The sequence below is a fragment of the Spirosoma endophyticum genome (genome assembly GCF_900112365.1).
In the GTDB taxonomy this organism is placed as follows: domain Bacteria; phylum Bacteroidota; class Bacteroidia; order Cytophagales; family Spirosomataceae; genus Spirosoma; species Spirosoma endophyticum.
The window spans coordinates 383,619-410,331 of the sequence record NZ_FOLQ01000003.1 but is presented as its reverse complement, the minus strand read 5'-3'; the positions used below and the strand labels follow the sequence as shown (position 1 = coordinate 410,331).

General features: G+C 49.4%; 20 protein-coding genes. 6 read left to right on the top strand and 14 right to left on the bottom strand.

Features of this window, described 5'->3' with window-relative positions:
• Window position 1 precedes the first annotated feature (1 nt).
• Both BM202_RS10745 and BM202_RS10740 read left to right on the top strand, forming a co-directional pair.
• The gene (locus tag BM202_RS10745) at window positions 2-1,087 is read left to right on the top strand and encodes a VWA domain-containing protein (RefSeq protein ID WP_093825781.1); all 1,086 of its coding nucleotides are present in this window, start codon (window positions 2-4) and stop codon (window positions 1,085-1,087) included.
• Between the two features lie 107 nt (window positions 1,088-1,194).
• Entirely contained in the window at window positions 1,195-1,770 is a 576-nt protein-coding gene (locus BM202_RS10740; RefSeq protein WP_093825779.1) for a ribonuclease HII, read from the top strand.
• A 50-nt stretch (window positions 1,771-1,820) separates the two neighbouring features.
• On the opposite strand, the gene BM202_RS10735 is transcribed toward BM202_RS10740, so the two are convergent.
• Window positions 1,821-2,342, bottom strand: a complete 522-nt coding sequence (locus tag BM202_RS10735) for a nuclear transport factor 2 family protein (protein WP_245776614.1) — start codon at window positions 2,340-2,342, stop codon at window positions 1,821-1,823.
• Between the two features lie 119 nt (window positions 2,343-2,461).
• Here BM202_RS10735 and BM202_RS10730 point away from each other — a divergent pair, with 119 nt between their 5' ends.
• The 4 genes from BM202_RS10730 (at window position 2,462) to BM202_RS10715 (ending at window position 7,137) form a co-directional block, all read left to right on the top strand.
• The gene (locus BM202_RS10730; protein ID WP_093825777.1) at window positions 2,462-3,481 is read left to right on the top strand and encodes an AraC family transcriptional regulator; all 1,020 of its coding nucleotides are present in this window, start codon (window positions 2,462-2,464) and stop codon (window positions 3,479-3,481) included.
• 135 nt (window positions 3,482-3,616) lie between these two features.
• A complete protein-coding gene (locus BM202_RS10725; protein WP_093825775.1) occupies window positions 3,617-5,116 on the top strand; it encodes a sugar ABC transporter ATP-binding protein in 1,500 nt (499 codons plus the stop codon).
• A 26-nt stretch (window positions 5,117-5,142) separates the two neighbouring features.
• The gene (locus BM202_RS10720; protein WP_093825773.1) at window positions 5,143-6,123 is read left to right on the top strand and encodes an ABC transporter permease; all 981 of its coding nucleotides are present in this window, start codon (window positions 5,143-5,145) and stop codon (window positions 6,121-6,123) included.
• Between the two features lie 75 nt (window positions 6,124-6,198).
• Entirely contained in the window at window positions 6,199-7,137 is a 939-nt protein-coding gene (locus BM202_RS10715) for a sugar ABC transporter substrate-binding protein (protein ID WP_093825772.1), read from the top strand.
• Window positions 7,138-7,177: 40 nt separating this feature from the next.
• Here BM202_RS10715 and BM202_RS10710 read toward each other — a convergent pair whose 3' ends face one another.
• The 13 genes from BM202_RS10710 to BM202_RS10650 form a co-directional block, all read right to left on the bottom strand.
• On the bottom strand, window positions 7,178-9,331 hold the full coding sequence (locus BM202_RS10710) for a 3-hydroxyacyl-CoA dehydrogenase NAD-binding domain-containing protein (RefSeq protein ID WP_093825770.1): 2,154 nt from the start codon (window positions 9,329-9,331) through the stop codon (window positions 7,178-7,180).
• Between the two features lie 95 nt (window positions 9,332-9,426).
• A complete protein-coding gene (locus tag BM202_RS10705) occupies window positions 9,427-10,635 on the bottom strand; it encodes an acetyl-CoA C-acetyltransferase (RefSeq protein ID WP_093825769.1) in 1,209 nt (402 codons plus the stop codon).
• 170 nt (window positions 10,636-10,805) lie between these two features.
• Entirely contained in the window at window positions 10,806-11,816 is a 1,011-nt protein-coding gene (locus BM202_RS10700; RefSeq protein WP_093826279.1) for a Hint domain-containing protein, read from the bottom strand.
• Window positions 11,817-11,890: 74 nt separating this feature from the next.
• Entirely contained in the window at window positions 11,891-13,465 is a 1,575-nt protein-coding gene (locus tag BM202_RS10695; RefSeq protein ID WP_093825767.1) for a flavin monoamine oxidase family protein, read from the bottom strand.
• A 96-nt stretch (window positions 13,466-13,561) separates the two neighbouring features.
• Entirely contained in the window at window positions 13,562-14,734 is a 1,173-nt protein-coding gene (locus BM202_RS10690; RefSeq protein ID WP_093825766.1) for a pyridoxal phosphate-dependent aminotransferase, read from the bottom strand.
• Between the two features lie 481 nt (window positions 14,735-15,215).
• Complete coding sequence (locus BM202_RS10685; protein WP_093825764.1) at window positions 15,216-15,680, bottom strand: hypothetical protein; 465 nt, start codon at window positions 15,678-15,680, stop codon at window positions 15,216-15,218.
• 138 nt (window positions 15,681-15,818) lie between these two features.
• Window positions 15,819-17,093 carry an aminotransferase class V-fold PLP-dependent enzyme gene (locus BM202_RS10680; RefSeq protein ID WP_093825762.1) on the bottom strand — a complete coding sequence of 425 codons (1,275 nt, stop codon included), beginning with the start codon at window positions 17,091-17,093 and terminating at the stop codon, window positions 15,819-15,821.
• A 55-nt stretch (window positions 17,094-17,148) separates the two neighbouring features.
• Window positions 17,149-18,288 (bottom strand): glycerate kinase, encoded by a 1,140-nt coding sequence (locus BM202_RS10675; RefSeq protein WP_093825760.1) that lies wholly within the window; start codon window positions 18,286-18,288, stop codon window positions 17,149-17,151.
• A 52-nt stretch (window positions 18,289-18,340) separates the two neighbouring features.
• On the bottom strand, window positions 18,341-20,494 hold the full coding sequence (locus BM202_RS10670) for a hypothetical protein (RefSeq protein WP_093825758.1): 2,154 nt from the start codon (window positions 20,492-20,494) through the stop codon (window positions 18,341-18,343).
• A gap of 112 nt (window positions 20,495-20,606) precedes the next feature.
• Window positions 20,607-21,566, bottom strand: a complete 960-nt coding sequence (locus BM202_RS10665; protein WP_093825756.1) for a D-2-hydroxyacid dehydrogenase — start codon at window positions 21,564-21,566, stop codon at window positions 20,607-20,609.
• A gap of 93 nt (window positions 21,567-21,659) precedes the next feature.
• Entirely contained in the window at window positions 21,660-22,571 is a 912-nt protein-coding gene (locus BM202_RS10660) for a sugar phosphate isomerase/epimerase family protein (RefSeq protein ID WP_093825754.1), read from the bottom strand.
• Window positions 22,572-22,591: 20 nt separating this feature from the next.
• Window positions 22,592-24,361, bottom strand: coding sequence for an L-lactate permease (locus BM202_RS10655; protein WP_093825752.1), 1,770 nt, complete (start codon window positions 24,359-24,361; stop codon window positions 22,592-22,594).
• A 91-nt stretch (window positions 24,362-24,452) separates the two neighbouring features.
• A complete protein-coding gene (locus BM202_RS10650) occupies window positions 24,453-26,642 on the bottom strand; it encodes an alpha-amylase family protein (protein WP_093825750.1) in 2,190 nt (729 codons plus the stop codon).
• Window positions 26,643-26,713: the final 71 nt, after the last annotated feature.

The following is a 26,713-nucleotide window of genomic DNA, read 5'->3' as shown; positions in this document are numbered from 1 at the left end:
AATGGAACCCTGGTATTCACTTCATTGGTTCAGTCCGGCGCAGTGGCAGCAATTTCACATTGCGAATCCGCTGGCCCTGTCGTTGATTCCAGCGATTCTATTGCTGTTTTCAATCCGTTATTACCTCCACCGCAACGCAACGCAGCGCTTAAATATGTCGCTGGGACAACTCAATTTGCCCCGCGCTCGCGGCAAGGAAATTCGTGTTCAGACGACCCGTTCGCTGCTTAGTTCATTACGTTACCTCTTGCCAATTAGTGTATTCGCGGGTGTTACGCTGGTATTAGTGGCTCTGGCCCGACCGCAGATTGTGCGTGAACAACGTGATGAGCAGTCGGAAGGCATTGATATTATGATGGCTATCGATGTATCAGAATCCATGAGCGATACCGATTTGCCGCCTACTCGACTGGCTGCGGCTCGTCGGGTAGCACAAACTTTTGTAAATGGTCGTCAAAACGACCGTATTGGCCTGGTCGTTTTCGCGGGTGAAGCGTTTTCACTTTGTCCGCTCACTACAGACTATGGACTGGTGAAGCAATACCTCAGCGATCTCAATGATCGAATGATCCGCACCTCTGGTACGGCCATTGGCGATGCACTGGCCCGCTGTATTAACCGGATGCGCGACCGATCTAATTCAACGACCGATACAACCCGGCAGGAAGCCGCACAACGGCAGCAGGCACGTAGTAAAGTTATTATCCTACTGAGTGACGGCGACAATACGGCTGGCAACATAGACCCGGTTACAGCCGCCCGGTTAGCCAAAATTTTCAACATTCGAATCTATACGATTGCCGTTGGCCGAATCAGCGCGTCAACAGCGCAAGCTGGTACGGTCGACGAAGGTATTCTGAAAACCATTGCAACCATCGGCAATGGTAGTTTCTTCCGGGCAACCGATACCCGCCGACTGCGGGCCGTGTTTGCCCAAATTAGTAAGCTGGAAAAATCACCCGTTCGCGTTCGGGTTTACGAGGATGTGCAGGACTATTATCGAATTTATCTTTACTGGGCCATCTCGTTCCTGTTATTTGCTCTATTTTTGAAAAATACAATTTTTGGAAACGTATTGGAAGACTGATAAAAGAGAGAAAGGGGACGAGAGATGAAAAGAAAAAATGAACCACTACCCTCTCTCCCTTGTCCTTTTCTCCCTCTCGTCCCTATCCTCCTTCGGCCCTCTAACAAATGCTACGTTCTTATTACAACGCCGATGTCCTTGAAGCGGGCCTGGATGAAGTTGGACGGGGCTGCCTGGCTGGACCTGTCGTGGCTGCAGCGGTTATTCTGCCGAGTGACTACACACATCCAATCCTGAACGACTCAAAGCAACTTTCTCATCGTCAGCGAGAATTATTAAAAAAAGATATTGAGCGCGATGCGCTGGCGTGGGCGGTAGCCGAAGTCTCGCATGAAGATATTGACCGGATTAATATCCTGAAAGCCAGTTTTCTGGCGATGCATCGGGCCGTAGACGCACTAACCATTAAGCCGGAGCACTTACTAGTCGACGGCAATCGCTTTGTGACGTACCCCATGATTCCGCACACCTGCATCATCAAGGGCGATGCTAATTTTCTCTCCATTGCCGCAGCGTCAGTATTGGCCAAAACGTACCGTGACGATTTGATGGAGCGACTCAGCCAGGAATTTCCAGCTTATGGCTGGGCAAAGAATGTGGGCTATCCAACACCAATCCACCGGGCAGCCATCCGGGAATTTGGCCCGACAAAATATCATCGAATGAGTTTTCGACTATTATAGAAATCCCCGATCATTTTGGTTGGGGATTTCTATACATCGCTACGTCACGTCTATTTCAGCCAGAAATTATCTTCCTGCGCTAGGTCAGCGGAGTATACTTTTACCTTCACGATCTGGTCGTTTTCTACGGTGTAAACATCGATGTTGTCCACATCCAGCATACCGCCGTTAGGCTGAACCGCTTTCCAGTGGACCAGGCAGGCGACGCTGTTTCCGTTCGCTGTGAGTACTTTGATGTCAGTTAAGGCCAGTGAATTTTCGGAGGCAGCAAACATGCCGCCAACCATCTGAAACACCTCACCGCTCGATTTCTTCGTGCCTGAAAAGCGGTTGTTTCCGGGTTGGCTCCACTCAATATTCGGGTGAATGAGCGACCCTAGTTTAACCTGATTTCCCTGTTGAACGGCGGTTAAAAACTCACTGACGACCTGCATTGATTGCGTTTCCATAGTTTTCGTGTTTGCTTGTTTAGTGGTTTCCTGACGTACTGATTTGTTTGTCTTCTCATGGGCTGGCTGAGGAACCGCGGAATGGCTCAGGGCTAGCAGTAAGGCGATTGCAATTGTTTTCATGGCGTTTTTTTGACAAAGGTATCGGGGGTAGACCGCCTGTATTTTACCTTTAAGCGCCAACTCGCTACCACTTCACGCCACAAAACAGGGTCGTTTTTATATTTCGATACCTTTGTCGTATGCAAGACTATCAGCGACTTCTGGTGCTCAATCTGCTGGCCTACGCGACGCAGAAAAACCTCTCCGCAGCGCAGTTATGTACACTATCGGGTATTGAGTTTAGTACCTTGAAAAAAGGGGAGAATCTAACCCTGACCGATAAGCAGCTGGATGATCTTTGGCTCAACGCCACGCATCTGAGCCACGACCCTTTGTTTGGCTTACACTTCGGTGAGACGCTGCAAGTTGCCGCCCTCGGCGTTGTAGGTGAACTCATCCGGCATAGTCGAACCATCGGCGAAGCCTTGACACACGCGGTTGCCTTCGCCCACTTAATCACGGATATATTCGTCATGGACGTAACACGAGCGGATAAGTCGTTTTTCATTCGCTTCACGCCCGACACCAGTCGACAGAAAGTTGCGCCCTTATTATTTAGTCAGATGATGGATTTTTTCATGGCCTTTACGCTACACGAAGTCGATGGGTTGGTGCTCGAAAAGATTCAACCAATCCGTATTAGTATGCCGCCCATAAGCGCCGACTTACCTGAATACGAACGTGTCCTTCGATGCCATTCGATTCAGGAAGCTGACTATTATGAACTGTCATTCGATGAATCATTTTGGGATGAGCCGATCCTGATGGCGAATTATGAGTTGCAAGGTGTGCTGCTACAAAAAGTAAGCGCGATGGACTCGGCTTTCGGCGACAGGCGGAAAATAAGTGAACGGATCGGAAGTCTTCTTCTGGTCAATTCGTACCTGGGCATTCCTACGCTGGAAGCCATTGCGGCTAACCTCAACACAAGTTCGCGCAGCCTGCAACGCAAACTTCAGGAAGAGGGCATAACGTATCAGCAATTGTCGGATTCAACCCGTAAATCATTGGCCTTACATTATTTAGGTTCAGGACAATATCCCGTAAAAGAAGTATCATATATCCTTGGCTACAATGAGTTGAGCGCTTTCAACCGGGCGTTCAGGCGATGGACCGGCACTACACCCGTCAGTTATCAGAAAGGGATAATCAATGGCTGAAACAGCCAACATCCGCCCAAATGCTACGTTCCCAACAGTTTCCAGTGGTAGTATAGGATGAACTTCGGCTGATTTGAGGTAATCTGAGGAGTTTTCGAGATTTTTTTGCTTTAAAAAGCGGACAAATCCCCATGCATGACCCCGAATCAGGACTATATTCTTCAGGTACGTAGCCTGACCAAAACCTTCGCGGGTATAAAAGCGCTGAACAACGTTCAGATGAACCTCAGAAAAGGCGAGGTTCATGCGCTCATGGGCGAAAACGGGGCCGGGAAATCGACGTTTATGAAGATTTTATCGGGTCTTGAAACGCCTGATTCTGGTGAAATCATCCTCAATGGAAAACGATTGAAGAATACGACCGTCAGGGAAGCGCAGCAAAACGGCATTTCGATGATCCATCAGGAAATTCTCGCCGTTCCCGAACTAACCGTCGCGCAGAATATCTTCCTGGGTCGCGAGCCTAAAGGCTGGTTTTCGGGCTGGCTCGACGACCGGCGTATCAATCAAGAGGCCGAAAAGCTGCTGACGCATATGGGGGCTACGATTAACGTACGCGCCCGAATGAAGGACCTGAGCGTAGCCGAACAGCAGATGGTCGAAATCGCAAAAGCGATTTCGAATAATGCGCAGGTGCTGATCATGGATGAGCCTACATCGGCGCTGTCGCACAAAGAAGTCGCCGTTCTTTTTACCCTCATTGACGAACTGAAGAAGAATGGAGTAGCCATCATTTATATCTCCCACAAAATGGAGGAGATAAGCCAACTTGCCGATACAATCACCGTGCTGAGAGATGGGAGTTATATTGGTACGTATCCAACGGCTGAACTGGATACGCATTCGTTGATTAACCTGATGGTTGGCCGCGAAATTGACAATCTTTTTCCAGACTCAGCGACGGAGATAGGAAACGCAGTGATCGCCGTAAAAAACCTTAGTCGGAAAGATGTCTTTACCAATATCAGTTTCACGGTTCACGAAGGCGAAATTCTGGGAATTGGGGGCCTGATGGGGGCCGGGAGAACCGAACTGGCCCGCGCCATTTTTGGGCTGGAGCAGCCGGATAGTGGCGAAATTTCTATCAACGGTCAACTCGCTACCATTACATCTCCCCAGGAGGCCATTCGTCTGGGCATTGGCTATGTTAGCGAAGATCGAAAAGGATGGGGGTTTATTCCCGACCTGTCGATCAGGCATAACCTTACCCTGGCAAGCCTGCCTGCTCATGCGAAAGGAGTATTTGTTGATGCCAAACGCGAGACCGATTCAGCCCATCGAATGATACGTGACTTACGTATCAAAACTACTGGACCGGATCAGAAAGTGTCAAACCTGAGTGGAGGCAATCAGCAAAAAGTCATTATTGGAAAAGTGCTTCTGGCGGCACCGTCGCTTATTATTTTCGATGAACCGACGCGTGGCATCGACGTGGGGGCAAAGTTTGAAATCTATAAACTTATCCGGCAATTAGCCGCTGATGGCGTAGCCATTGTTGTTATCTCGTCGGAACTTCCTGAACTGCTGGGCCTCAGCGATCAAATTCTGGTACTGGAAAAGGGCAAACAAACGGCCCTGCTCAGTAAGGAAGAGGCTTCGCCAGAAATGATACTACGGTATGCCATGCCCAATTAAGAACAACCCATCCGTTTTTACAATAGATGAAAAACACGACTAATACGTATTTCGATTTGGCTGGAGGCTCACCGAACCTGCGCATCAGTGGCTTTGGCAGGTTTGGGATTTTTGTGGCTTTTGGCCTGATTTGTCTGGCACTGTCGCTCATTACGCCCAACTTCCTGACCTGGTCGAACCTGACGATCGTCGTTACCCAGGTGTCAATCAATGCGTTACTTGCCTTTGGCGTTACGTTCGTGATTATAACGGGCGGCATTGATCTTTCGCTAGGGTCGATGGTGGCCGTGGCGGGCGTAGTGGCAGCTTCGTTTGCCCACCCTGATACGTATCCGGTAGTCGTACCTATTTTTATGGGCTTACTGGCCGGCGTAGTGATGGGCGCGTTCAATGGGTTTGTCATTACCCGAAGCAACGTACCGCCGTTCATCGTTACGTTAGGCACGATGACAATAGGCCGGGGTCTGGCCTTGATTCTGAGTAAAGGTCGTCCAATTTCAAACTTATCCGACTCCTTTAATTTTATTGGTGGCGGACAATTATTGGGTATACCAATGCCCATTTTCATCCTGATCATTTTGTTTGTGATCTGCGCTGTTCTGCTCAACAAAACCGTATTAGGACGCTACATGTATGCCATTGGAGGTAACGAACAGGCGGCCCGCGCATCGGGCATTCCCCTGAAAAAAATAAAGATGGTTGTTTACACGCTCTGCGGAGGGTTGGCCGGAATAGCCGGTATTCTGCTGACATCGCGCATCACAACCGGTCAGCCAAATGCCGGAGCCGGTTTTGAACTTGACGCCATTGCAGCTGCCATTATCGGTGGAACCAGTACGTCGGGCGGAACCGGAACGATGGCGGGTGCCCTAATTGGTGCCCTGCTGATTGGCGTGATTAGTAATGGGCTGGATCTACTGAACGTAACCTCTTATTACCAGCAAGTCGTAATGGGCGTTATCATCATCGGCGCCGTCGTGCTGGACAGTCTTAATCACAAAAAATAAGTGTATTAACTGCAGTTTATTACTTAGCTACTCACTGCTCTTTCTCTCATTCACTCTTTCGCTCTTTATTTTTAAATGAAACTACTGCGTCGAATCGGAATTACTTTCCTGTCTATCAGTCTACTGGCCGCCTGTTCTCAATCAACCTCTTCGGATAAAAGTCAGGAAGGTGAAAAGATCATTGTGGGTGCAACGATGCTCAGTATGCAGAATGAATTCATCGTCAATGTCCACGATGAAATGGAGAAAAAAGCACAGGAACTGGGGGTTGAGTTGATCACCGTTGACGCCGAACGGTCGGCACTTAAACAAATCGAGCAGGTCGAAAGCTTTATCGCGCAAAAAGTGGATGTCATCATCATGAATCCCTGCGAAGTGGAAGCCAGTTCGCCCGCCATTGCCAAAGCCCTTGCCGCGAAAATTCCCATTATTAACGTCAACTCCGAAACGAGTACAAAACCATCGGCCTTTGTGGGGTCTGATGACGTAGAATCAGCAAAAATTGCGCTGAAATTCATTGCCGAAAAGCTAAACGGAAAAGGCAATATCCTGATGATGCAGGGCTACATGGGTCAGGCAGCCCAGATAAAACGAGAGCAGGGGGCGAAGGAAATCCTGAAAGACTATCCGGGTTTGAAAATCATTGCCCAGCAAACCGCCGAGTGGGATCGCGCCAAAGCGATGTCGCTGATGGAAAACTGGATTCAGTCTTACGGCTCACAAGTCAACGCCGTTTTTGCGCAAAATGACGAAATGGGACTGGGGGCGGTAAAAGCCCTGACGGCTGCCGGCCTGAAAAATAAAGTGATCGTCGTGAGTATCGACGCCATTCCCGACGCGCTGCAAGCGGTAAAAAAAGGAGAATTGGACGCTACGGTTTTTCAGAATGCTCAGCAGCAAGGCGCAAAAGCCATCGAAACGGCAGTCAAACTAGCCAAAGGCCAACCCTATGATAAGGCCACACTTATTCCCTTTCAGCTTGTTACGAAAGAGAATCTGGCGAAATTTCAATAGGGTTTGTTAGGCATAGTCTCCAGACTACGCCTAACAAACATTACGCTTCAATCAATTCTTTTACCTGCTCCCGCAACCGTTCCGTCGGGCGGAAGCGTTCGCCGTACGTATCGGCCAGCCGGTCGAGGGTTTTCACGAACGTATCGACACCAACGAAATCGACAAAGGATAAGGCGCCACCGGTGTAAGCCGGAAAACCCCAGCCCAGAATTGAGCCCAAGTTGGCATCTAGTTTAGTGCGCACTACGTTCTCCTCAAAGCAACGTACGGCTTCAATTGCCTGCCGATACAGCAGTCGCGTCTTCACTTCATCGAGGGTGGGTTGCCGGTCGGCCTGGGGAAATAAGTCCCGTAAACCAGCCCACAGTTTCTTACTTCGATCATCGGCGTAATCATAAAAACCTGCTTTGCTTTTCTTCCCGAATCGACCTAGCTCGACAAATTGTTTCGCCACCTGGTAGCTCGTGTCATCGTCACGTAGCACGCCGTCTTTGATGCCTTGACTCGCAATCTTATAAACCAGATCAAGGGCAACTTCGTCTGTAACAGCTAGTGGTCCAACCGGCATACCGGCATCTTTACCGCCATTTTCGATCAATATCGGGTTAACGCCATCTTTCAATAATTCCATGCCCTCACCCGAATACGTACCAAAGCAACGTGATGTGTAGAACCCACGGGAATCGTTGACGACGATCGGCGTCTTGCGAATTTTTCGCGTGTAGTCCATGGCTACCGCCAGCGCATAATCGGATGTTTGTTTACCCACAATGATTTCCACGAGCATCATCTTGTCCACCGGCGAAAAGAAGTGAATACCGATGAAGTTTTCGGGTTTGGTCGAAGCTTCCGCCAGTCCGCTGATCGGTAAGGTAGACGTATTGGAGCCGAAAACAGCAAGGCCGTTCTGCGCCAGCATTGGTTCGGCTTCTTTGGTCACTTGGGCTTTCAACTCACGATTCTCGAATACGGCTTCGATAATGAGATCACAGCCGTTCAGGTCCGCTACATCGGCCGTGGGTTTGATTAAGCTAAGAATTCCGTCTACCTTGGATGGATCAACTTTGCCCCGCTCAACGCCTTTTTCAAGTAATCCCCGCGAGTAGGCTTTCCCTTTTTCGGCGGCTTCACTGGATACGTCTTTCAGAATAACCTCGATACCGGCCTGCGCTGATACATAGGCAATCCCCGCACCCATCATGCCTGCGCCCAGAACACCCAGCTTTTTAACATCGGTTTTCGGTATGTTTTTCGGACGGCTCGCTCCCTTGTTGGCTTCATTCATGCCCAGGAACATCGTTTGAATAAGATTCCTGGCCACTTTCGACGTAGCAACTTTCACAAAATAGTGCCCTTCGATCGCCAAGGCGCGATCAATATTTACCTGCAATCCTTCATACACACAGGACATGATTGCGAGCGGAGCCGGGTAGTTGCCTTTAGTTTTATCCATCAACATGGCCGTCCCAGCCGCAAATGTCTGCGCTCCCACCGGACTCTGGATATTGCCGCCCGGTACGTTGAAATTATCTTTCCCGACAATTTTCCCCGATTTCCGATCGATTTCATCCCAGGGTTTAATGGGTTTTGGATTCGCTTCGATCCAGGCACGTGCTTTCTGGATCATCTCGGCCGGACTCTCGGCGATGTCGTCAATCATACCCAGGGTTTTGGCTTCCTTAACGCCCACTTTTTTACCTTCGACCAGGAGCTGCAACGCGGCCTGAATGCCAATCATACGCGGAAGCCGTTGCGTTCCGCCCGCACCCGGCAACAGGCCAATCGTTACCTCGACCAGGCCAATGAGCGTCTTTGGATTGTTCAGTGCGACACGATGATGGCAGGCCAAACAGATCTCATACCCCCCACCAAGGGCCGTGCCGTTCATAGCCGCTACCGTCGGTTTGCCCGACGTTTCAATACTGCGGAAAATCCGGTTCAACTCCGACGAGACTTTCAGCATCTCGGCGGGGTCTTTGTCATTGCTCCGCAATATCATTTTCAGATCGGCGCCCGCTACAAACTCGGGCTTGGCCGACGTAACGATAATTCCCTTCACTGACTCATCGGCAAAGGCCCGTTGCAAAGCGGCTTCAAACTGTGGTATCGATTCGTCGTTGAGGACGTTCATCGGCGACGAGGTCATTTCCCAGGAAATGATCGCTACGTTTTGGTCAACCGTGTAGTTTACCATTACTTGATGTATGATATAGGAGATATGGTGTATGATATGAGGTGTATTGGATTGGCTAAAGATTCATACATCCTGTATCATACATCATACATTTTTTAGTTTACCCGTTCGAAAATCGTTGCGATACCCATGCCGCCACCAATGCAGAGCGTCGAGAGGCCAAACTGCTTGCCGCTACGTTCCAGTTCGTCTAGCAACGTAGCGGAAATGATAGCACCCGTTGCGCCTAGCGGATGGCCTAACGCAATGGCTCCACCGTTGACGTTCAGCTTACTGTGATCTATGCCGAATTCATCCATGAACAGTAGTGGAACAGCCGCGAATGCTTCGTTGACTTCAAATAAATCAATATTACCGATGCTCATACCTGCCCGTTTGAGTACTTTCCGGGTGGCCGGAATCGGGCCCGTAAGCATGATCGTTGGTTCAGAACCGACGATAGCAAAGGCTTTTATGCGTGCCCGGGGTTTTAAACCGGATTGCTCGCCAAAGGATGCGCTGCCAACCAGAACGCCAGCTGCACCATCCACGATTTGTGAGGAATTCCCGGCATGGTGCACGTGATTTACCTTGTCAAATTGAGCGTATTTGAGCAGGGCCAGCGCATCTAAACCCATTTGTCCCATAGCCTCAAAAGCGGGTTTGAGTTTACTCAGACTCTCGGTAGTTGTACCCGGTCGGACGCCTTCGTCGCGATCAAGAACGGTCAGCCCAATTTCATCTTTGAGCGGAACAAGCGTTTTATGGAAGCGATTATCGGCCTGCGCTTCCTCTGCCCGGCGATAAGATTCAGCCGCAAAAGCATCGACGTCAGTACGTGAATACCCGTATTTTGTCGCAATCAAATCGGCGGAAATGCCCTGTGGCACAATATTATGCCGAGCGATGATCTGCGGATTCATGAAAATGGCACCACCATCGGAACCCATCGGCACCCGCGACATGGACTCTACGCCACCCGCCACAATCGCATCGACTTGCCCCGACATGACGTAAGCAGCCGCCATATTGATGGCCTCCAGGCCAGATGAGCAAAACCGGTTGAGTTGTACACCCGCCACCGACTCGTCGTAGCCTGCTTCGAGGGCGGCCGTGCGGGCAATGTCGGCACCTTGCTCCCCAATGGGTGTCACGCACCCCATGATCACATCATCGACTAGCGACGTATCAAGGTGGTTACGGTCGCGAAGTTCACGTAATACGCTCGTCAGGAGTTGAATAGGCTGCACATCATGCAGCGAGCCGTCGCTTTTTCCACGTCCCCGAGGTGTTCGTACGGCATCATAAATGAAAGCTTCAGCCATAATTTTGTCACAAAATTAGTATGCAAGCATACAATTAAAGGCAAACAAAAGTACAGGCAAAAGTCGAAGCGGGCAATGGTTTTGATGTTAATTGCTAAACTATTCAGCGAAAAAAAAAGCGGAGAAGACGTCATTGTCTTCTCCACTTTCCTACAATTGATACGTCGATTTTACTTATCCAGCACAACAGTTTCCCCAACCAGATAGGCACCGGACTCAGTCACCAGATTATAAACACTCTTCACCGATCGAACTGTTTTTTCGGCTTGTACAACTTTAAAAGCAGCAACGCCATTGGTCGTAGCATCGTAGCGGTACAATACGTCGCCCGCTTTCACGTCACCCAACGGCTTCCGCCCGGCGGCTGTTAAAACAGGGTGATTAGCCGTGGCCTCCAGTAACGTTGGCGCAGTTAATACGTTACGATTATCGGCCGTGAGTTCATTCACTGGAGCCAGCCAAACGCCAGCTAGAGCGAAGTCGCCACTGTGTGTGTCAAGCTTAGTAACAGCCGTTGGCGTGAGTGTTTTTGTTTTGGCGTCATAGCCCAGGACAACATCACCCGCCACTACGTTGCTGATGGGTTTCGATGATCCATCTGCCATCGTCACAGGAGCATCGGGAGCAAAGCAGAAGTTATACTCTTCTTTTTTCTTGGCGCCACCTTCGTCCGTTTTCGCACCACCGCCCGACAGCAAGCCTGCCATTTCGCGAGACAAAACAAACGTCAGCGTAGACATCAGGCCGGGTTCTTTCTCACCCACGTACTTAAGTTCGTCGATGTAAGCATCCCACGCCCCGCGCTCAGCCGAGGCACCAGGAATTACAAATGGCTTAATCTCGCCCGATTTCTCGTTTTTATAAATCGCCAGCAAGCCAAGTTCTTTGGTGTCGGCAGCGGCAAATACTTTGTACAGGTAAATCTTGCGCGTAATGCCATCCGTATAATTGAACACATAGGCTGGCCGTTCTTCGTAGCGGTCCAGAATATAGCCGCCCGATTTGAAGTAAGTATCTTTATCCAGGTTCGCGATTTTGATCGCCTTAACAGCTTTCCACTGATCGGCGGTCATACCAGCCGCGACAGGCGCAGCCGCTTGCCCCCAAACGCGCTGACTAAGCAACTGCGTCGTGATGGCACAGCACAAGAAAACTAGAACGGAAAATAGGTTGTGTTTCATGGTTTTTATGGTTAAACCCATAATGTTTTAGAGACCGCTCCGCTTCAGGGTCTCAGCTTATTGGTTTGATTTAGTTACTTTTTCGTGTACTCTCCCACCCGAGCGTGAATGGCTTCGACGGTTCGGTGGGCGGATGTGAACGCGCCAGCCATCCAGGCAGTCAGATACGTAGTGTGTTCCCCGGCAAAATAAATATTCCCATCGGCTTCAATCAGGGAAGGATAGTATTTCTTTCGCGTTGCATCGTCGTACGTGGCCCAGCCTCCTCCGCTGTAAGGCACCCGATGCCAGGCCAACGAAAACGAATTCTCGAACTCTGTCGGGTATTGTGGATGGATTTTAACTCCCTGCGCCAAAGCCATTTTTTCACGTTCAGCAATGGACATGGCGCCCACAGCTTCGGCCCGACTGTAGAAATTATAATAGCCGATCAGGACGCCCTTTTTACCCTGAAAACCATAGGAAGGATACCATATCTGATTGATATCCATATTAGTACGTGAAATTCCGCCGTAAATCCAGTCGTCTTCCTCCCAGAAACGACGTTTGAATTGCAGACCAATTTTACCCGTTTTGATATATGGCACAAAGTCAGCCGCCCGCTTCACCGTACCCGATAAATCAGACTCAAGGTTCTTCAGCATCGGCAACGGCAGCGTACAGACGCAGAATTCGCCCGTAACTTCTACGGGTTTGCCATCTTTCTGGTAGACAACCCGAACGCCATTTTCGGTCTTTCGCAATTCTGACACCGTCGCATTGAAAATAATTTTGCCGGTCAGTTTTTTCTCCAATGCCTTCGGAATGGCATCCATACCGCCAACGGGCTGTAAAAGCGTCGTTTGCTGTTCGTAGATGTAGTCGCCGACATTGTAAAACACGGGCTGCATAAATCCCGAACGTAGCAAATCGGTCAGACCGAAGGGATCGGTCATATTTCCGGGCTTATGACCTGCGCCGGGATGATCTTTCGTTTTATAACCGCGTCGGTTCGTGCCTTTGTAGAGATGCGCCGTGTTCAGATCGCCCTCGTTTTTCAGAAAATCGACCAGTTTCTCAATATCTTCCTTGGTCAACTGCTGATCCAAACCGGGCTGATCCAACGCTTTGGCAAGCAGTTCGGCGGTGTAGCCACGCATGTCGTTGTGGTACTCCTTGATACGCAACCGCCGGTTGGCCAGATCACCCGTCCCACCGTCGTTGTACAGATAACCCGCTTCGTTATTGCCGTTGAACATTTGTAATGGTACACCCAGCTCGCGGCAATAGTGGAGTGTCAGCTGATGGTGATGCGGAATTCGGGCGGCTCCACCATTGAAATACAGACCTTCTTCAAAGGAGGAGGTTTGCCCGTTGCTCTCCCCTATTTCAGTTTCTTTAGTACCGCCCCGGATTGTCCAGACACGGCCACCCGACCGCGAACGAGCTTCCAGAACGGTGCAATCGTAGCCGAGTTTGCCGAGTTCATAGGCTGTCGCCATGCCCGCAAGCCCCGCTCCCAACACCAATACTTTACGACCTTTACCATCCTCCCGCCGACCGTTAGCAGGTAAATTAAGCGTCGTTGCGGGTGCGGGTTGTAACATTCCCCACGCCAACAGACTGGCATAACTGGCACTTGTTGAATTGATGAAGTCTCTTCGAGTCATAGAAACAGTTATAAGTCAACATTCGTCAGTCAATAGTGGCAGGAGCGAAATAGTGATGGCTACTAACGACTATTGACTATCGACTGTTGACTGTTTTTACCCAACTACTTTTTTGAAGCTATCCATGAACATAGCCATTTCGTCCATCGTCCCCACGCTCACCCGGCAATACGGCTGTCCGTTGAAGTCGCGGGTTTGGATACCAATGCCCTGTCCGAACATTTGCGTCTCGAACGTTTTGGTTTTCATACGTATCGGAAACAGAATAAAATTCGTAGCTGATGGAATGACTTCGTAGCCCATATCGGTCAGGGCTTTCGTCGTATACGTACGGGCTTTGGCGTTTTCGGCGCGGCAATGATTCTGCCAGTCGATGTCTTTATAACTGGCAATACCCGCCATAAGTGTTGTAATGCTGACAGCGAAATCGCCGTTAGTGTAGGCATGCAGGATCTTCAACATATCGGGTTGAGCGATAGCATAGCCCAGGCGAAGACCGGCAAAGCCGTGGATTTTCGAGAATGTACGGGCCAGAATTACGTTCAACCCTTCGCCTACGAGTTTACCCAGTTGTGGGCGCTCGGCGGGTTCGTAGAAATCAATATAGGCTTCGTCAATGAAGACGGGCACTTTAGGCGCCACTTCCCGAATGAAGGCTTCCAGTTCAGCCGTCGGAATAATCGTGCCGGTTGGGTTGTTCGGGTTAACAATATAGACCATCTTCACCTCGGGCGTAATAGCCGCTTTGATGGCTTTGAGGTCAAATTTATAGTCTTTCGTCATCGGCAACGCTACGATCTTGGCACCGAACTTCTGTGCTCGTTGCAAAAGATCATCATACGTCATGGCGCTGGTCAGAATCGTCCCGCCACCTTTAGCAAAATGATCGGCTGCGGCCATCAGAATATCCGACGAACCAGGCGACATCATGATGTTCGTGGGTTTCACCGAATTGTCATTTGCCAGGAGGGTTTTCAGTTCCCCAAACTCCATCCAGGCGTAGCGGTTGCCAAGATCGGCCGCCTTAATGAGCGCTTCCTTGGCGCTAGGCGCAATACCCAGTGGATTCTCATTTGCTAACAGACGTGCCCTCAGTTTAGGCATCTTGTCGAACGGATCTGCCGCGAAGGCGAATTCATTCGTGAAGCCTGACACAAGTGGAGCAGTAGGGTGTGCGGCCGCGGCAGTGGTAAACCGGCTCAGACCGAGACCAGCTGTCAGGAGGCCGCTGGCACGAAGCCAGTCTCGGCGAGTTAGTTGTGATGACATGGATGTATTTTTGTATTTATCTGAGATAAAATAAAAGTAAAGTACAATATAACTCCCTAGTAGATAGGGTTTTGTGAAAGTACGAATTAATGGCAACAAAGAGATGCATTCCTTAAGAAAAACACCTTTTAATTTATTTTGATATTTTTCGTATTCACAAATTTATATAGCTTTTTCAAGATCATTATCAATAGAAAAAATTTCACTTGGGTTCCAATACATCCCTATTGGCAATTTAGTGAACGGTAAATGAGGCCTGGTCAAACGAGCCATTACTACATTGTTATGCGAGAAAGTTAACGAGTTGAAAACAGTAGATACGTAGCGCGTGGAGGTAAGGCGATTGTTTCCAGTAAGCAAGAACAAATAGACTTTTTAATACGAAGCAGGCATAAAAAAAGACCGATGGGGTTCATCGGTCTTTTCATAAAATCATACTAATTACGCTGCGGAGTTCGCAATAACAGGCATATAAATCAATTTATTTTCTATAAACATATTGAAGCTTACCTGCTGCTGTTGACGTACTACTAATAGGTAAAGTAATATCCGAAGTTGTAGAAGTAAGTTCTTCTATGCCTTTATTAGAGCTATAGGTGTAAGTTTCTTTATCACCATTGTCATAATTTAATGTTAACGAGGTGTTTGTATAATCCCAAGTGCCCGTAGCATCACCAACACCACCGTCTGATTTAATATTATCAAGAAATGATTTATCTGTACGAATATCAATTCTTGATGAATAAGAGCCAAAATCGTAATTGTAAAGATCTATCCCTGCACCATTAATGTTTGTATTTGGGGCCAAGAAACCACTTAACAACCCTCTGTTTAACTCCCATCGTCCTACTACGGGTGAAACAGGTTCAGGGTCATTATTTTTACTACAGGATGATAGTCCAGCAAATGCAATAGCCAAGCAAAGTACATATACGTAACGCTTCATAATCAGTTGAATTTTAATGAGTCAAAGTAAAAAACAGGATAAGTGTTGGTAAACTACACAAAAAACGAATAGACCACTACGTTCAGTACGCTGAAATCTGACTTATTGATGCATCGCCGGAAAAATCCAGGCTATTTTTTAGCCCGCCAGTTCCTTTAGCGCCTTTACGAATTGGTCTAATTCGGCGGTGGTTGTGTATAAATGCGGTGTCACGCGTACGCCATGTACATTGGCCCCATCAATGGCTACAGTAAAAATTTTATACCTGTCAAACAGGAGCTTAGCCAGTTCAGCGGGCGCTTTTCCCTTTACGCCCACGTTGGCGATGGCGCAGGAACGCGTAGGCGTTTCGGACGTATTGAGTAGTATATTGGGATTGTTACGTACCCGATCGGTCCAGTAGCGTTGCAGGTACCGCAGTCGGGCTTCTTTGCGCTCAATGCCAATGCCTTCGTGAAATTTGATCGCATCCTGAATGGCCAGATCCGTAGCCACCGGATGTGTACCCGTATGATTCAGCTTCCGAATATCGTCATCGGGAACGCTGCTGTCGGCAAACAGGGGCCACAGAGGTTCAATTTTGTCCTTACGCACATACAGCAGGCCTGCGCCAAGGGGCGTACCGAGCCATTTATGCAGACTGCTGGCATAGTAATCGCAGCCGCCGAGGTCGGGGAGCGTAAATGCCAACTGCCCAAACGCGTGGGCACCATCGACCAACACCTCAACGTTGTGTTTGTGCGCCATTTCGACGATCTGACGAACCGGCAAAATCTGCCCTGTGATGTTCACCATGTGGCAAACCATCAGCAACCGCGTTTTGGATGTAATGGCTTTCTCGTATAAATTGACTATTTCCGCGTCAGATTTTGGGTGGTTGGGCAGCGAAATAACCCGGTTTACAATTCCGTGCCGACGGGCCTGAAGCCGGAACATATCAAGCATGGCGCCGTAATCCTGCTCGGCCATGACGGCTTCGTCGCCCGCTTTCCAGGGTAGTCCACCAATGACCGTGTCCAGCGATTCGGTGGTGTTTCGGGTAATAATCAGCTCGTCGGGCGAGCAGCCTAACAAGGCCGCCAGTTTCGTTTGGGATTCCCGTTTGTCGCTGAACTGCCGCGTCCGCATGTAATAGGACGACACGCTGTTTATGTCTCGAATGTGTTGCAGATAGCTATCCATCACGGGCTGTGCCGCCAAGGAATAGTAGCCATTTTCGAGTTGAATAAAATCGTTGGTGACGGGGTAAGCCGTCCGAATAGTAGCCCAAAAATCCTCTTTCGTCGCCAATTCTGCAGATGATACGTGCCTGACCTGCGCCAGGGCTTCGTTCAAATCGGGCCAGTCCCCCACCGACAGGGTCGTCGCGCCAACGATACTTTTCAAAAATTGTCGTTTAGACAGCGTAGACATGGTTTGAGGAGTTTAGCGCCTGAAATAGGTTCCCGTTAACAGGTTTGCCAACGAACTATGGCTTAACGGCCAACAGATTACCGACTTGCCAGGCGGTACGTACCAAGTTTTCCCTGGCGTATTTCAGGGCCGTCGTTATGTCCGCAGGCCCATTGCCAATAGCCAATAATACGTCGAAATATTGATTTAATTTATCGTTTTGTTCCAGCGGAATTTTGCCTGCAATGCCGATTACGGGTAGATTTTTTTGTTTTGCCTGATACGCTACGCCATATGGGCCTTTTCCGTGCAGCGTTTGTTCATCGATGCTACCTTCGCCGGTAATGACAATATCTGCCTTAGCGACGGCGTCATCGAAACCCGTGAACGCCAGAAAGAAATCAATGCCATTGACAAGTTTCGCATTCAGGAATGTGTAAAGTCCCGCAGCGACACCGCCTGCAGCTCCGCCGTGAATAACGGTCGTCATGTCAATGCCTGTCTGGGACAACGCGACGTCGGCGAACTTGCTCAAACTGGCATCCAGTATTTTGACGCCTTCGGGCGTTGCTCCTTTTTGAGGCCCAAAAACAGCCGCCGACCCGTGTTCACCGATCAACGTATTGTCGACATCGCAGAGGATGTTTATATCACAACCCAAAATCCGCTGATCAAGTCCGGAAACATCAATTTTAGCGAGTTCTGTCAGTGTTTCGGGGGCCGTCAGTTCGCGACCAGCCGCGTCTAAAAACCGGATGCCCAGCGCCCGCAAAATGCCCGTGCCCCCATCGACTGTAGCCGACCCACCAATGGCCAGCACGAACTGGGTGACGCCTTTATCCAGCGCCAGCTTCATCAATTCGCCGGTACCGAACGACGTAGCCCGTAGTGGATTTAAGTCTTCGTGTTTTACCAGATGAAGCCCCGACGCATTCGCCATTTCGATAACCGCCGTTTCGCCCTCATTGACCAACCCAAACGATGAGGTAATTTTTCGGTCAAACGGGTCGTTTACTTCGGCCGAAATGAGCAAGCCGTTGTGTTTTTTGATCATTAACTCACCCGTGCCATCCCCCCCATCGCCGACCGGAAAGCATTCGCAAACGCAGTCAAGGTTACTTTTCTGTAATCCCTCCTGAATGGCAAGGGCTACGTCTGTGGCATTAAGACTGTGTTTAAACGCATTGGGGGCAATGAGGACACGGATTGTTTTCATAATAGCGAAAGGAGTGGGCAAAAATACTTTTTTGAGCGATTAGTTAGACGTACTACTGATAGAGACAAACCAGCATTTCAAAATCCGCTACGTTCGGCACGACGCACTCTACCCAGCCGTTGCTTTGCGTGAATTTCAATTCACTACCCGACCGCATCAGTTTGAGCTGCTTAACGGGTTTGGCGGGCTTGAACCGAACAGTTGTGTTTTGAATGGGAATTGGCTCCCGTAACGATGCGCCAACCTGCCCCGAATGGTTGATCATCCCGATCCATTCAAACGCGCCGTTCCGATTGGTCATGTGCGTCATTTCGATGAGGGGCGACGCATTGGTCTTAATCGAACCGGGCGTTTGAAGCACGTTTTGCAAGGCTGATACAAAAAGTGCCCGATGCGCATGATTGCCTTTGAACTCGTACTGCGAACCCAGCCGCCACGGAATGAAAACAGTTTGGCCTTTCCCGTACGTATTGCTGATTAGACCGGGCGCATCGGTAATCTCGGCGTCGGTAAAATATGATTTCTCAGGTGGGCCAAACCGAACGGTAGGCACGAGTTTCATGTAATGTTGAGCCTGACCGCTGATTTTACATTTCATAAAATCGGAATACATCATGACCAGATCGAGGTCTTTGAACGTATCTGTCCCCAAGGTTTTTTTATCACTGGCTGATACCTGCAGATAGGTCGAATTCGCTCTGGGAAACAATTCGTATTCGGGTGCAACACCCAGCGATTTAAGCCGGATTTTTTGCATCGGCTTACCCGTTTCGTCGTTCGTTGAGCTGAAACCCGTTGCCAGCAATTTCCCACCTTTTTGTACATACTCATCAAGTTGAGCGATCAACAGATCTGACATATTGGGAAGATCGCCCAGAATCAGGGCATCGTATTCCTGCAAGGATCGCGGTGCCGATTTGCTGCCAATCGTCAATGGCTCGATGATATCGTACATAATGTGCTCCTCGGAAAGTAGCTTGATCATCCCCCGATACTCTTTTTCGGCGCCTTTAATGAGTCCAACGTGGCTAACCGGTTTAAGATTCGTGAACAGTTTCTCGTTCTTTTTATGAAAGCCGTAGAGGTCGTTCAGAATAGGAATAAATACGCGGTCGTCCTGATTAACCAACGTACCAATGACGTTAAAATCGAGTGGTGCACCATTGAGCATGTTGCCCAGCAACCACACCCGGCCAATGTTGGGCGACGTAGCGGTGTGCCTAAAGGGAATGGCGATAAAGTAAATGAAAACGTTGCTCGGTGTCTTGTCTTTGTAGGAGCCTAAAACGCGTTTTACGTGGTCGGTGCCGGAGTAATTCCATTCGTAATCATCCGTTAGCCAGGAACTTGATTCATCGCGAATCATATCGACGCCCGCATCGGCATACGTATTGACAATCAGATTCGGATTCAGCTTTTTAACGTAGTCACCAATTTTGTAGAAAAGCTCATCGGCGGTGGTCTTTTTGAACGTATTGTAGCGTCGGAAGACCGGATCGTTCATGTCGGCTTTCACGGGCAGCGTCATTCCCGTTTCGGTCTGAAAGCGTTTTTTACAGTTATCGCACTGACAGATTCCATGATACGTTCCGCTATAATCCGACGTCGTGTAGCCGATCATATTGAAGAAAATCCCATCGAGCGGATACTTCGTAATGGCCTCTTTCAATATCTCGAAGCCGTATTCCTGCTGATAACCGCCGTTGGGGCATGTGTGCACCTGCCCGTTGAAATGGACATGCTTTCCGTTGGTGCCTACATACAGCCATTCGGGTTTCTTTTCGGCGTATATTTCATTGATTTTGCTGAAATCAAAACGGCCAATCACTTTGATGCCTTTTGCATGAAGTTTTTTCACCAGATCGCCCACCAGATCACCATCTTTCATGAATTGATTCCTGAAATGGTAATCAAGTTTGGTGGGATAGTTCGCCACAATGCCGCCCACGTTCAGCATCACTACGTTCGCGGACGCATCCACCATCGATTGTACATACGCATCGGTATTCATCAGTGCGTCTGTTTCGCGCAGGTTGGTCTGAATTAACCGAACCGGCGTCCGATTCCACCAGCTCCCATCATAACTACCCGGATCGATTTTCGACAGATTAACGGTTGCCACTTTGGGCGATGGCGTTTGCCCGAATACCGTTCCTGAAGCCAGAAACAACGTAGTAAGGAGAACGAAATAGTAGCTAGATTTCATGGTTTAGGCAACTGGTTTTAGGCAAAAAAAGGCACAATACGAGGACCAGGGCATTCGCTCGCCGGGAAGCGAACAAACGTCCGATTAGGGTAATTTCTATAAGCAGTTGTACTTACTTATTGACTACGTTAACGGGTTTCCCATCCATAAATGCAGCCAGGTTATCGACCGTAATGGCCATTAACCGGGTTCTGGCTTCCAACGTTGCCCAGGCAATGTGCGGGGTGATCAAGCAGTTTTTTGCGGTAAACAGCGGATTATCGGCGTTGGGTGGTTCTTTGGATAAGACATCAATGCCCGCGCCGGCAATAACGCCGTTGTTCAGCGCATCGGCCAGATCCTGATCCACGATAATGGGACCTCTGGACGTATTTAGCAGAAACGCCGAGGGTTTCATCAGGGCCAAATTTTCCTTGTTTATGAGCCCCTGTGTTTCAGGCACTAACGGCGTATGAATGCTCACGACGTCCGATTCGGCCAGTAGTTCGGGGATCTTGGCCCACTTGAAATTCTTCCGGTGCGACTGATCGGTACGATTTCGTTTGGAACCGATAACGTTCATACCAAAGGCAGTAGCAATGTCGGCAACTTTCTCCCCAATGCTGCCAAAACCAATAATTCCCATTGTTTTACCTTCCAGCTCAACCAGCGGATAGTCCCAAAAACACCAGTCGATCGACTTCGCCCATTTCCCTTCTCGAACTGCATCACTGTGATGCTTAACGTGTTGGGTCAGTTCGAGCAGCAGCGCAAACGTCAACTGAACCACCGACGCGGTACCATAGCCCGGCACGTTGCTGACAATGACACCGTTCTTTTTCGCTACGTCCGTATTGATAATGTTATAGCCGGTAGCCAGAACGCCAATGAATTTTAGTTTGGGCAACTGGGCTAAAATATCCTCTCCCAGTGGCGTTTTGTTGGTGAAAACGATTTCGGCATCCTGCGCCCGCTCCACCACGTTATCGGCGGGGGTCCGGTCGTACACCGTTACGTCACCCAGCTTCTCCAAACCGTCCCAGGATAAGTCGCCGGGATTCAGCGTATAACCATCTAATACGACAATCTTCATCGTTGAATTTTTCTTGTTTTATAAATTTCAGTAGTTCACCTCACCCCCAACCCCTCTCCTAAAACAGAAGAGGGGTTGGGGGTGAGGTCACTCTTACACTTTCGCCCAGGCGGCATTCAGGGTGCGTTTTGCGTTGGCAATAACGACATCCGGGTCTTCATCGCCAAACGGCTTCACTTCAAAGCTGACGATCGGCGGGTTTTCGGTATTCAAATAGCCGATGTCCAGCAGCACTTTCAGGTAATGCGTCACTTCCGCTACGTCGTTTTCGCCGTTCGGGAAACCAAAGCGCGGATGAACGTCGCCATAAGCGGGCATGTCCGGGCTTTTGACGACACAGTTGCCAATGTGGGCGTGGGTGATATACTCTTTCACGGGCAACAGCGACTCTTCAATTGTTTCGTGAATCAGCGGAATATGGCTCAAATCGACCATCAGCCCGAAATGATCGTGCTCTTTCCGAACTTCCTGAACATAACGTAACGCCAAATCAGCCGGACCAATCAGCGATCGTTTATCGACATCGTAATCAAACACTTCCAGCGAAACCTTCATGTCACCTTTGCTTTTGGTGTACGCGCAGATTTCATTCGTCGATTTTACGAGCAGGTCGAAAGCTTCCTCTCTGCGGGCTTCGTCGTATTTGCCGCTCAGAAATGAATAGCCTGTAGCACCAATTTCATAGGCTTCGTCGATGCCTTCTTTTACATTCGCGAGCGCCCGTTGGCGGCCTTCTTCGTTGGTGTCGTTCAGATTGAGGCCCGTGGTCAACAAGCGGGGTTGTGCGGCATACGCAACCGTCATATGCGACGATTCCAGCAGGTTTTTTACTTTCTTCCGAACGTCGGAATCTTTAACTGTAGTAATTTCTATAGCATCGAAATACGTATCCAGCACAACTTTTTTAATGGTTTCCAGCACTGGGCCTTCGCCTTTCATGGTTTCAGGAAACGCCATGAAATGAACCAGACCAACTTTCATGTAATTGCAAAGCGGAGCGTTCATGCTTATTGAGGGGGCAAACGTTAATTGACTAAATCAGGAGTTGGTTCTTTCTTTTTAGCGGTGGCCATAATCGTCGTGGCGATAACGGCTAACAATACGCCCAAAATCAACAGATAGGTGTAGCCTTTCGTGAGATCAGGCAAAGCGGTTGCTTTCTTACTACCGAGCATTTCGTAGACGGGAATTATCCATTTCACTACGTAGGCCTGCGCCAGTACAATGAAACAGATAAAAATCAGCATGTAGAAACTGTGCTTCACTGTGAACCGGAACAGCTCCGATTCTTTACCCACCAGATTACCTGCGGCTGCGGCTACGGCGATGGATTGTGGCGAAATCATTTTACCTACAACCCCGCCTGATATATTGGCAGCCACGGTCACGACCGGATCAACGCCAATGGATTGGGCCGTCGCGTATTGAAGTTTGCTAAACAACGCATTGGCCGATGTATCGGAGCCGGTAATGAACACGCCCAACCAACCTAGGACAGGCGCAAAAAATGGGAACAGGAAGCCCGTATTGGCAAGTACTTCGGCCAGTGTAAGCGTAATGCCGGAATCATTCAGAATATAAGCGAACGCTAATACCGCAGCAATCGTAAGGATCGGGAACTTGAGCTGATTTAACGTAGCCCCAAACACGTTTAAGCCTTCCCGATATGTTAGTCCCACCAGCGGAATGGCGATCAGACCCGCAATCATAATGGCCGTTCCAGCCGCCGATAAGTAATTGAACTTAAAGAGCTTGGGCAACAGATTCCCGTCTTCGCCCTGAATGGCGTTGTGTAGTCCCGGGAATTCAAACTGAGCCATCCCGGACGCATTCAGTACGTCCTTAATCGGTTGTACACCCCAGGCTATGACCATGATCGTCAGGACAATAAAGGGCGACCAAGCCCGGATAAACTGCCCATTTGTGTAGCTGATATCAGGATTGAACGTAGCAGCGGGTTCATTGGCAAAACGCCAGACCGTTTTAGGTTTCCAGACCCTTAGGAAGGCCATCAGGCACACAATCGAACCAAGACCGGCAATAACGTCGGGTAACGCTGGTCCCAGAAAGTTCGAGGAGAAATACTGCAGGAAAGCGAATGAGATACCCGACACCAGTACGGCAGGCCATATTTCCTGGGCTTTTTTGAATCCGGCAATGATGGTAACCAGATAGAAAGGCAACATAATCGACAAAATCGGTAACGTCCGTCCTACCATCTGCGAAATCGGCAATTCTGGAATACCTGATACCTGCGAAGCCACTGTAATGGGAATACCAATAGATCCAAACGCAACCGGTGCCGTATTAGCAATCAGACAAATACCAGACGCATAGAGCGGATTGAATCCCAGTCCAACAAGCATGGCCGCTGTGATGGCAACGGGCGCCCCAAATCCAGCGGTACCCTCCAGAAACGACCCGAACGAAAAGGCAATCAACAACGCCTGCAACCGCCGGTCGGACGTAATGGAGGCCATAAAAAATTTAATGATCTCGAACTGGCCGCTCTTCACGGTAACATTGAAGAGAAAAACGGCCATCAGCACCAGCCAGCAAATAGGAAACAAGCCGTATACCGCGCCATGCGTCGCCGATAATAGGGCCAGTTTTACGGGCATTCCATAGACCACAATGGCAATGATCATGGCCAGGCCGGTAGCGATCAAACTGGCCTGATACCCCTTCATTTTTTTGATGATCAGCGCCCAGAAAATGAACAGGATAGGCACGGCCGCCACTAGTACGGATAAAGCGATACTGTTAAATGGATCAATAACTTGTTTCCAGACCATGAGGTGTATTCAGTTAATGAAAAATTACGGTTCTATGAGGATGGTGTGATATCAGATTTAAGAGCCCGATACCACACCATAAACCATTACGTTACGCCAAATCCAGTGCGACAATCTCGTGATCGAGAATTTTGGGCACGTTTACAGTCACTTTTCCGCCTTTAAGCTCAAATTTAGGGCTTTGCCCACTCATAAGTAGCTTCACCCCGGTAACTTTTGCCCCCACCGGAACCTGTACCGAAACCTGGGCTTCAACGGGAATCAACTCCCGGAAAGGCCCTTTCATCATCATGGGGTTGGTCAGGTTTACCAAGTGGACGGTCATCGACTTATCCTGACGCCATACATTGACATCAATCACGCCCGGTCCAGTTACCGCAGCAATGGGTTCCTCATCAAGTGCCCAGTTGATCACATTGCTCAGCAGTTGCCCATGATCAACGCCTAGCATCTGCCAGAACGAACGGTCCAGATCGCCGGGAATATAGGCCACCCTGCCTTTGCCAACCTGCCGTAGATACAGTTCGCGTGTATCGGTTTCCGCTACCCGTGGATAGACATCCTCCATTGGCAAATCAGGGTACGTAGGAATGAGCGTAATTGGGCTGGGGAACGTAGCGTTAGCCGTTGGTTTTACATTGACTTTATAAATCGTGTTGATGATACGGGGCGTATCATCCAGTCCTTTCAGGATCAGTTGCGTCTGGCTGTTTTTGGCATCGTTACGTAGCTGAAGATAGCTGTTACGTAGCGGTCCTTCTACTTTCTGATCATACGAAACGCCAAATAAACTGGCCAGCCCAAAATCAGCCCGTTGTTTGCCTTCTTCATCGTAAAGCGATGTTTCGAAAGTCGAAACAATGCTGCCGCCATTGGCCACAAACGCCTGTATTTGTTTGCATTGGGCGTCAGAAAGAGCGGCAATGTTGGGCAGAATCAGCAACTTAAATCGCTTCAGATCTTCGGGCGTCAGCAACCGATCGTTTACCATGTCGAACGGAATCCGACTCTCGACAAGGTTATGGTAAACGCCGTCTAAGTGGTCACTGCTTTTTTGCTGCCAGGGTTTTCCGCCGTAATTGCGGTCGGTTTGCTCCGAATACATGACGCCAACACGCGCCATGGGTGCCGTGTTACGCAGGTATTTCTCATTTTTGTAGTAGCCTTCGTAAAGTTTGGCAACAGACTCCATCCACCGTTTGTCGTAGATGTCACCACCGAATTTTACAAAGCAGGGACGCATACCGTTGGCGGTTCCTTCGGCCACCCAAATCCGGATTTCGGCGTCACTCTGTACCGAATCCTTCCAGCGGTATTCCTCTTCGATACCCACGCTAAAAATGCCAATCAGCGGTTTCAGGCCCAGCGTCGAACGGAGTTCTTTGGCCCCTTTCCCATTCGCCCATGGTGCCGTCAATCCCTTTCGCGCCTGCTGATCAGCGAAGAACAGATCGGCTTCTTTACCCGTCATGACTTTATCCGGGAAACCGTTGGGAATGAAGCGGGCCGACGGTTTTTGTTTGCGAATACCCGCATCCCATACCGACCAAACTTCCCGCAGGCGTTTCATTTTCCAGTCGGCCCATTTCCGGTACGTTGGATCGAGTTTGTCGGCGGCCTTGGGCAATTCCAGGCCCGAAGCCGCTTTGAAATTGGTTTTGCAGTGTTCGCAGTAGCAGATGTCATGCCCATGCCAGCGATTCGAGAAAATGCCTTCGGGCTGGAATTTCTCCATGATTTCCTGATTCACCTGCGTCATAAAATCAAAATTATAAGGCCCTAGCGCGCAGGTGACCCACAAATCCGGATTCGCCCAGTGACGACGAGGCTTTCCATCTACGGTTACAGCAATCCAGTCGGGGTGAGCGTCGTATACATCCTGCCGGGCAGCATGGGGGTCGGTACGTAGCATGATCTTCATGCCCTGTTTTTTGCAGCCCTCCACCAGGTAGCCCAACGTATCGGAATTGCCCATAAAATCACTGCGATGATGGAGCGGAATTTTTGTCGGGTAAAAGGCTACAATACCACCGGCACTTAACAGCGCCCCATCGGCATGAATTTTTTTGAAGTAGTTGAGCCAGAAATCAGGATCGTAGTGGCCGGGATCGCGTTCCACAAAGGCAAGTTGTGCCCAGCGCATTGGCCCGTCGAGCCAGAATGTGGCTTCCGGCGCTACGCTATTGGTTAGGGACGATGTAGTTGCCAGCGCAGCAGGAACCGACAGCGCGTAAGCACCTCCGATGAGGCCCGTGGTTTTAATGAAATTTCTTCTTTCCATAAGTATGTGTGAGCATAAAAGCCCACGTTAGGTCATTGGGAATGAGGCTTCTGAAATCTATTGTTTGCCAG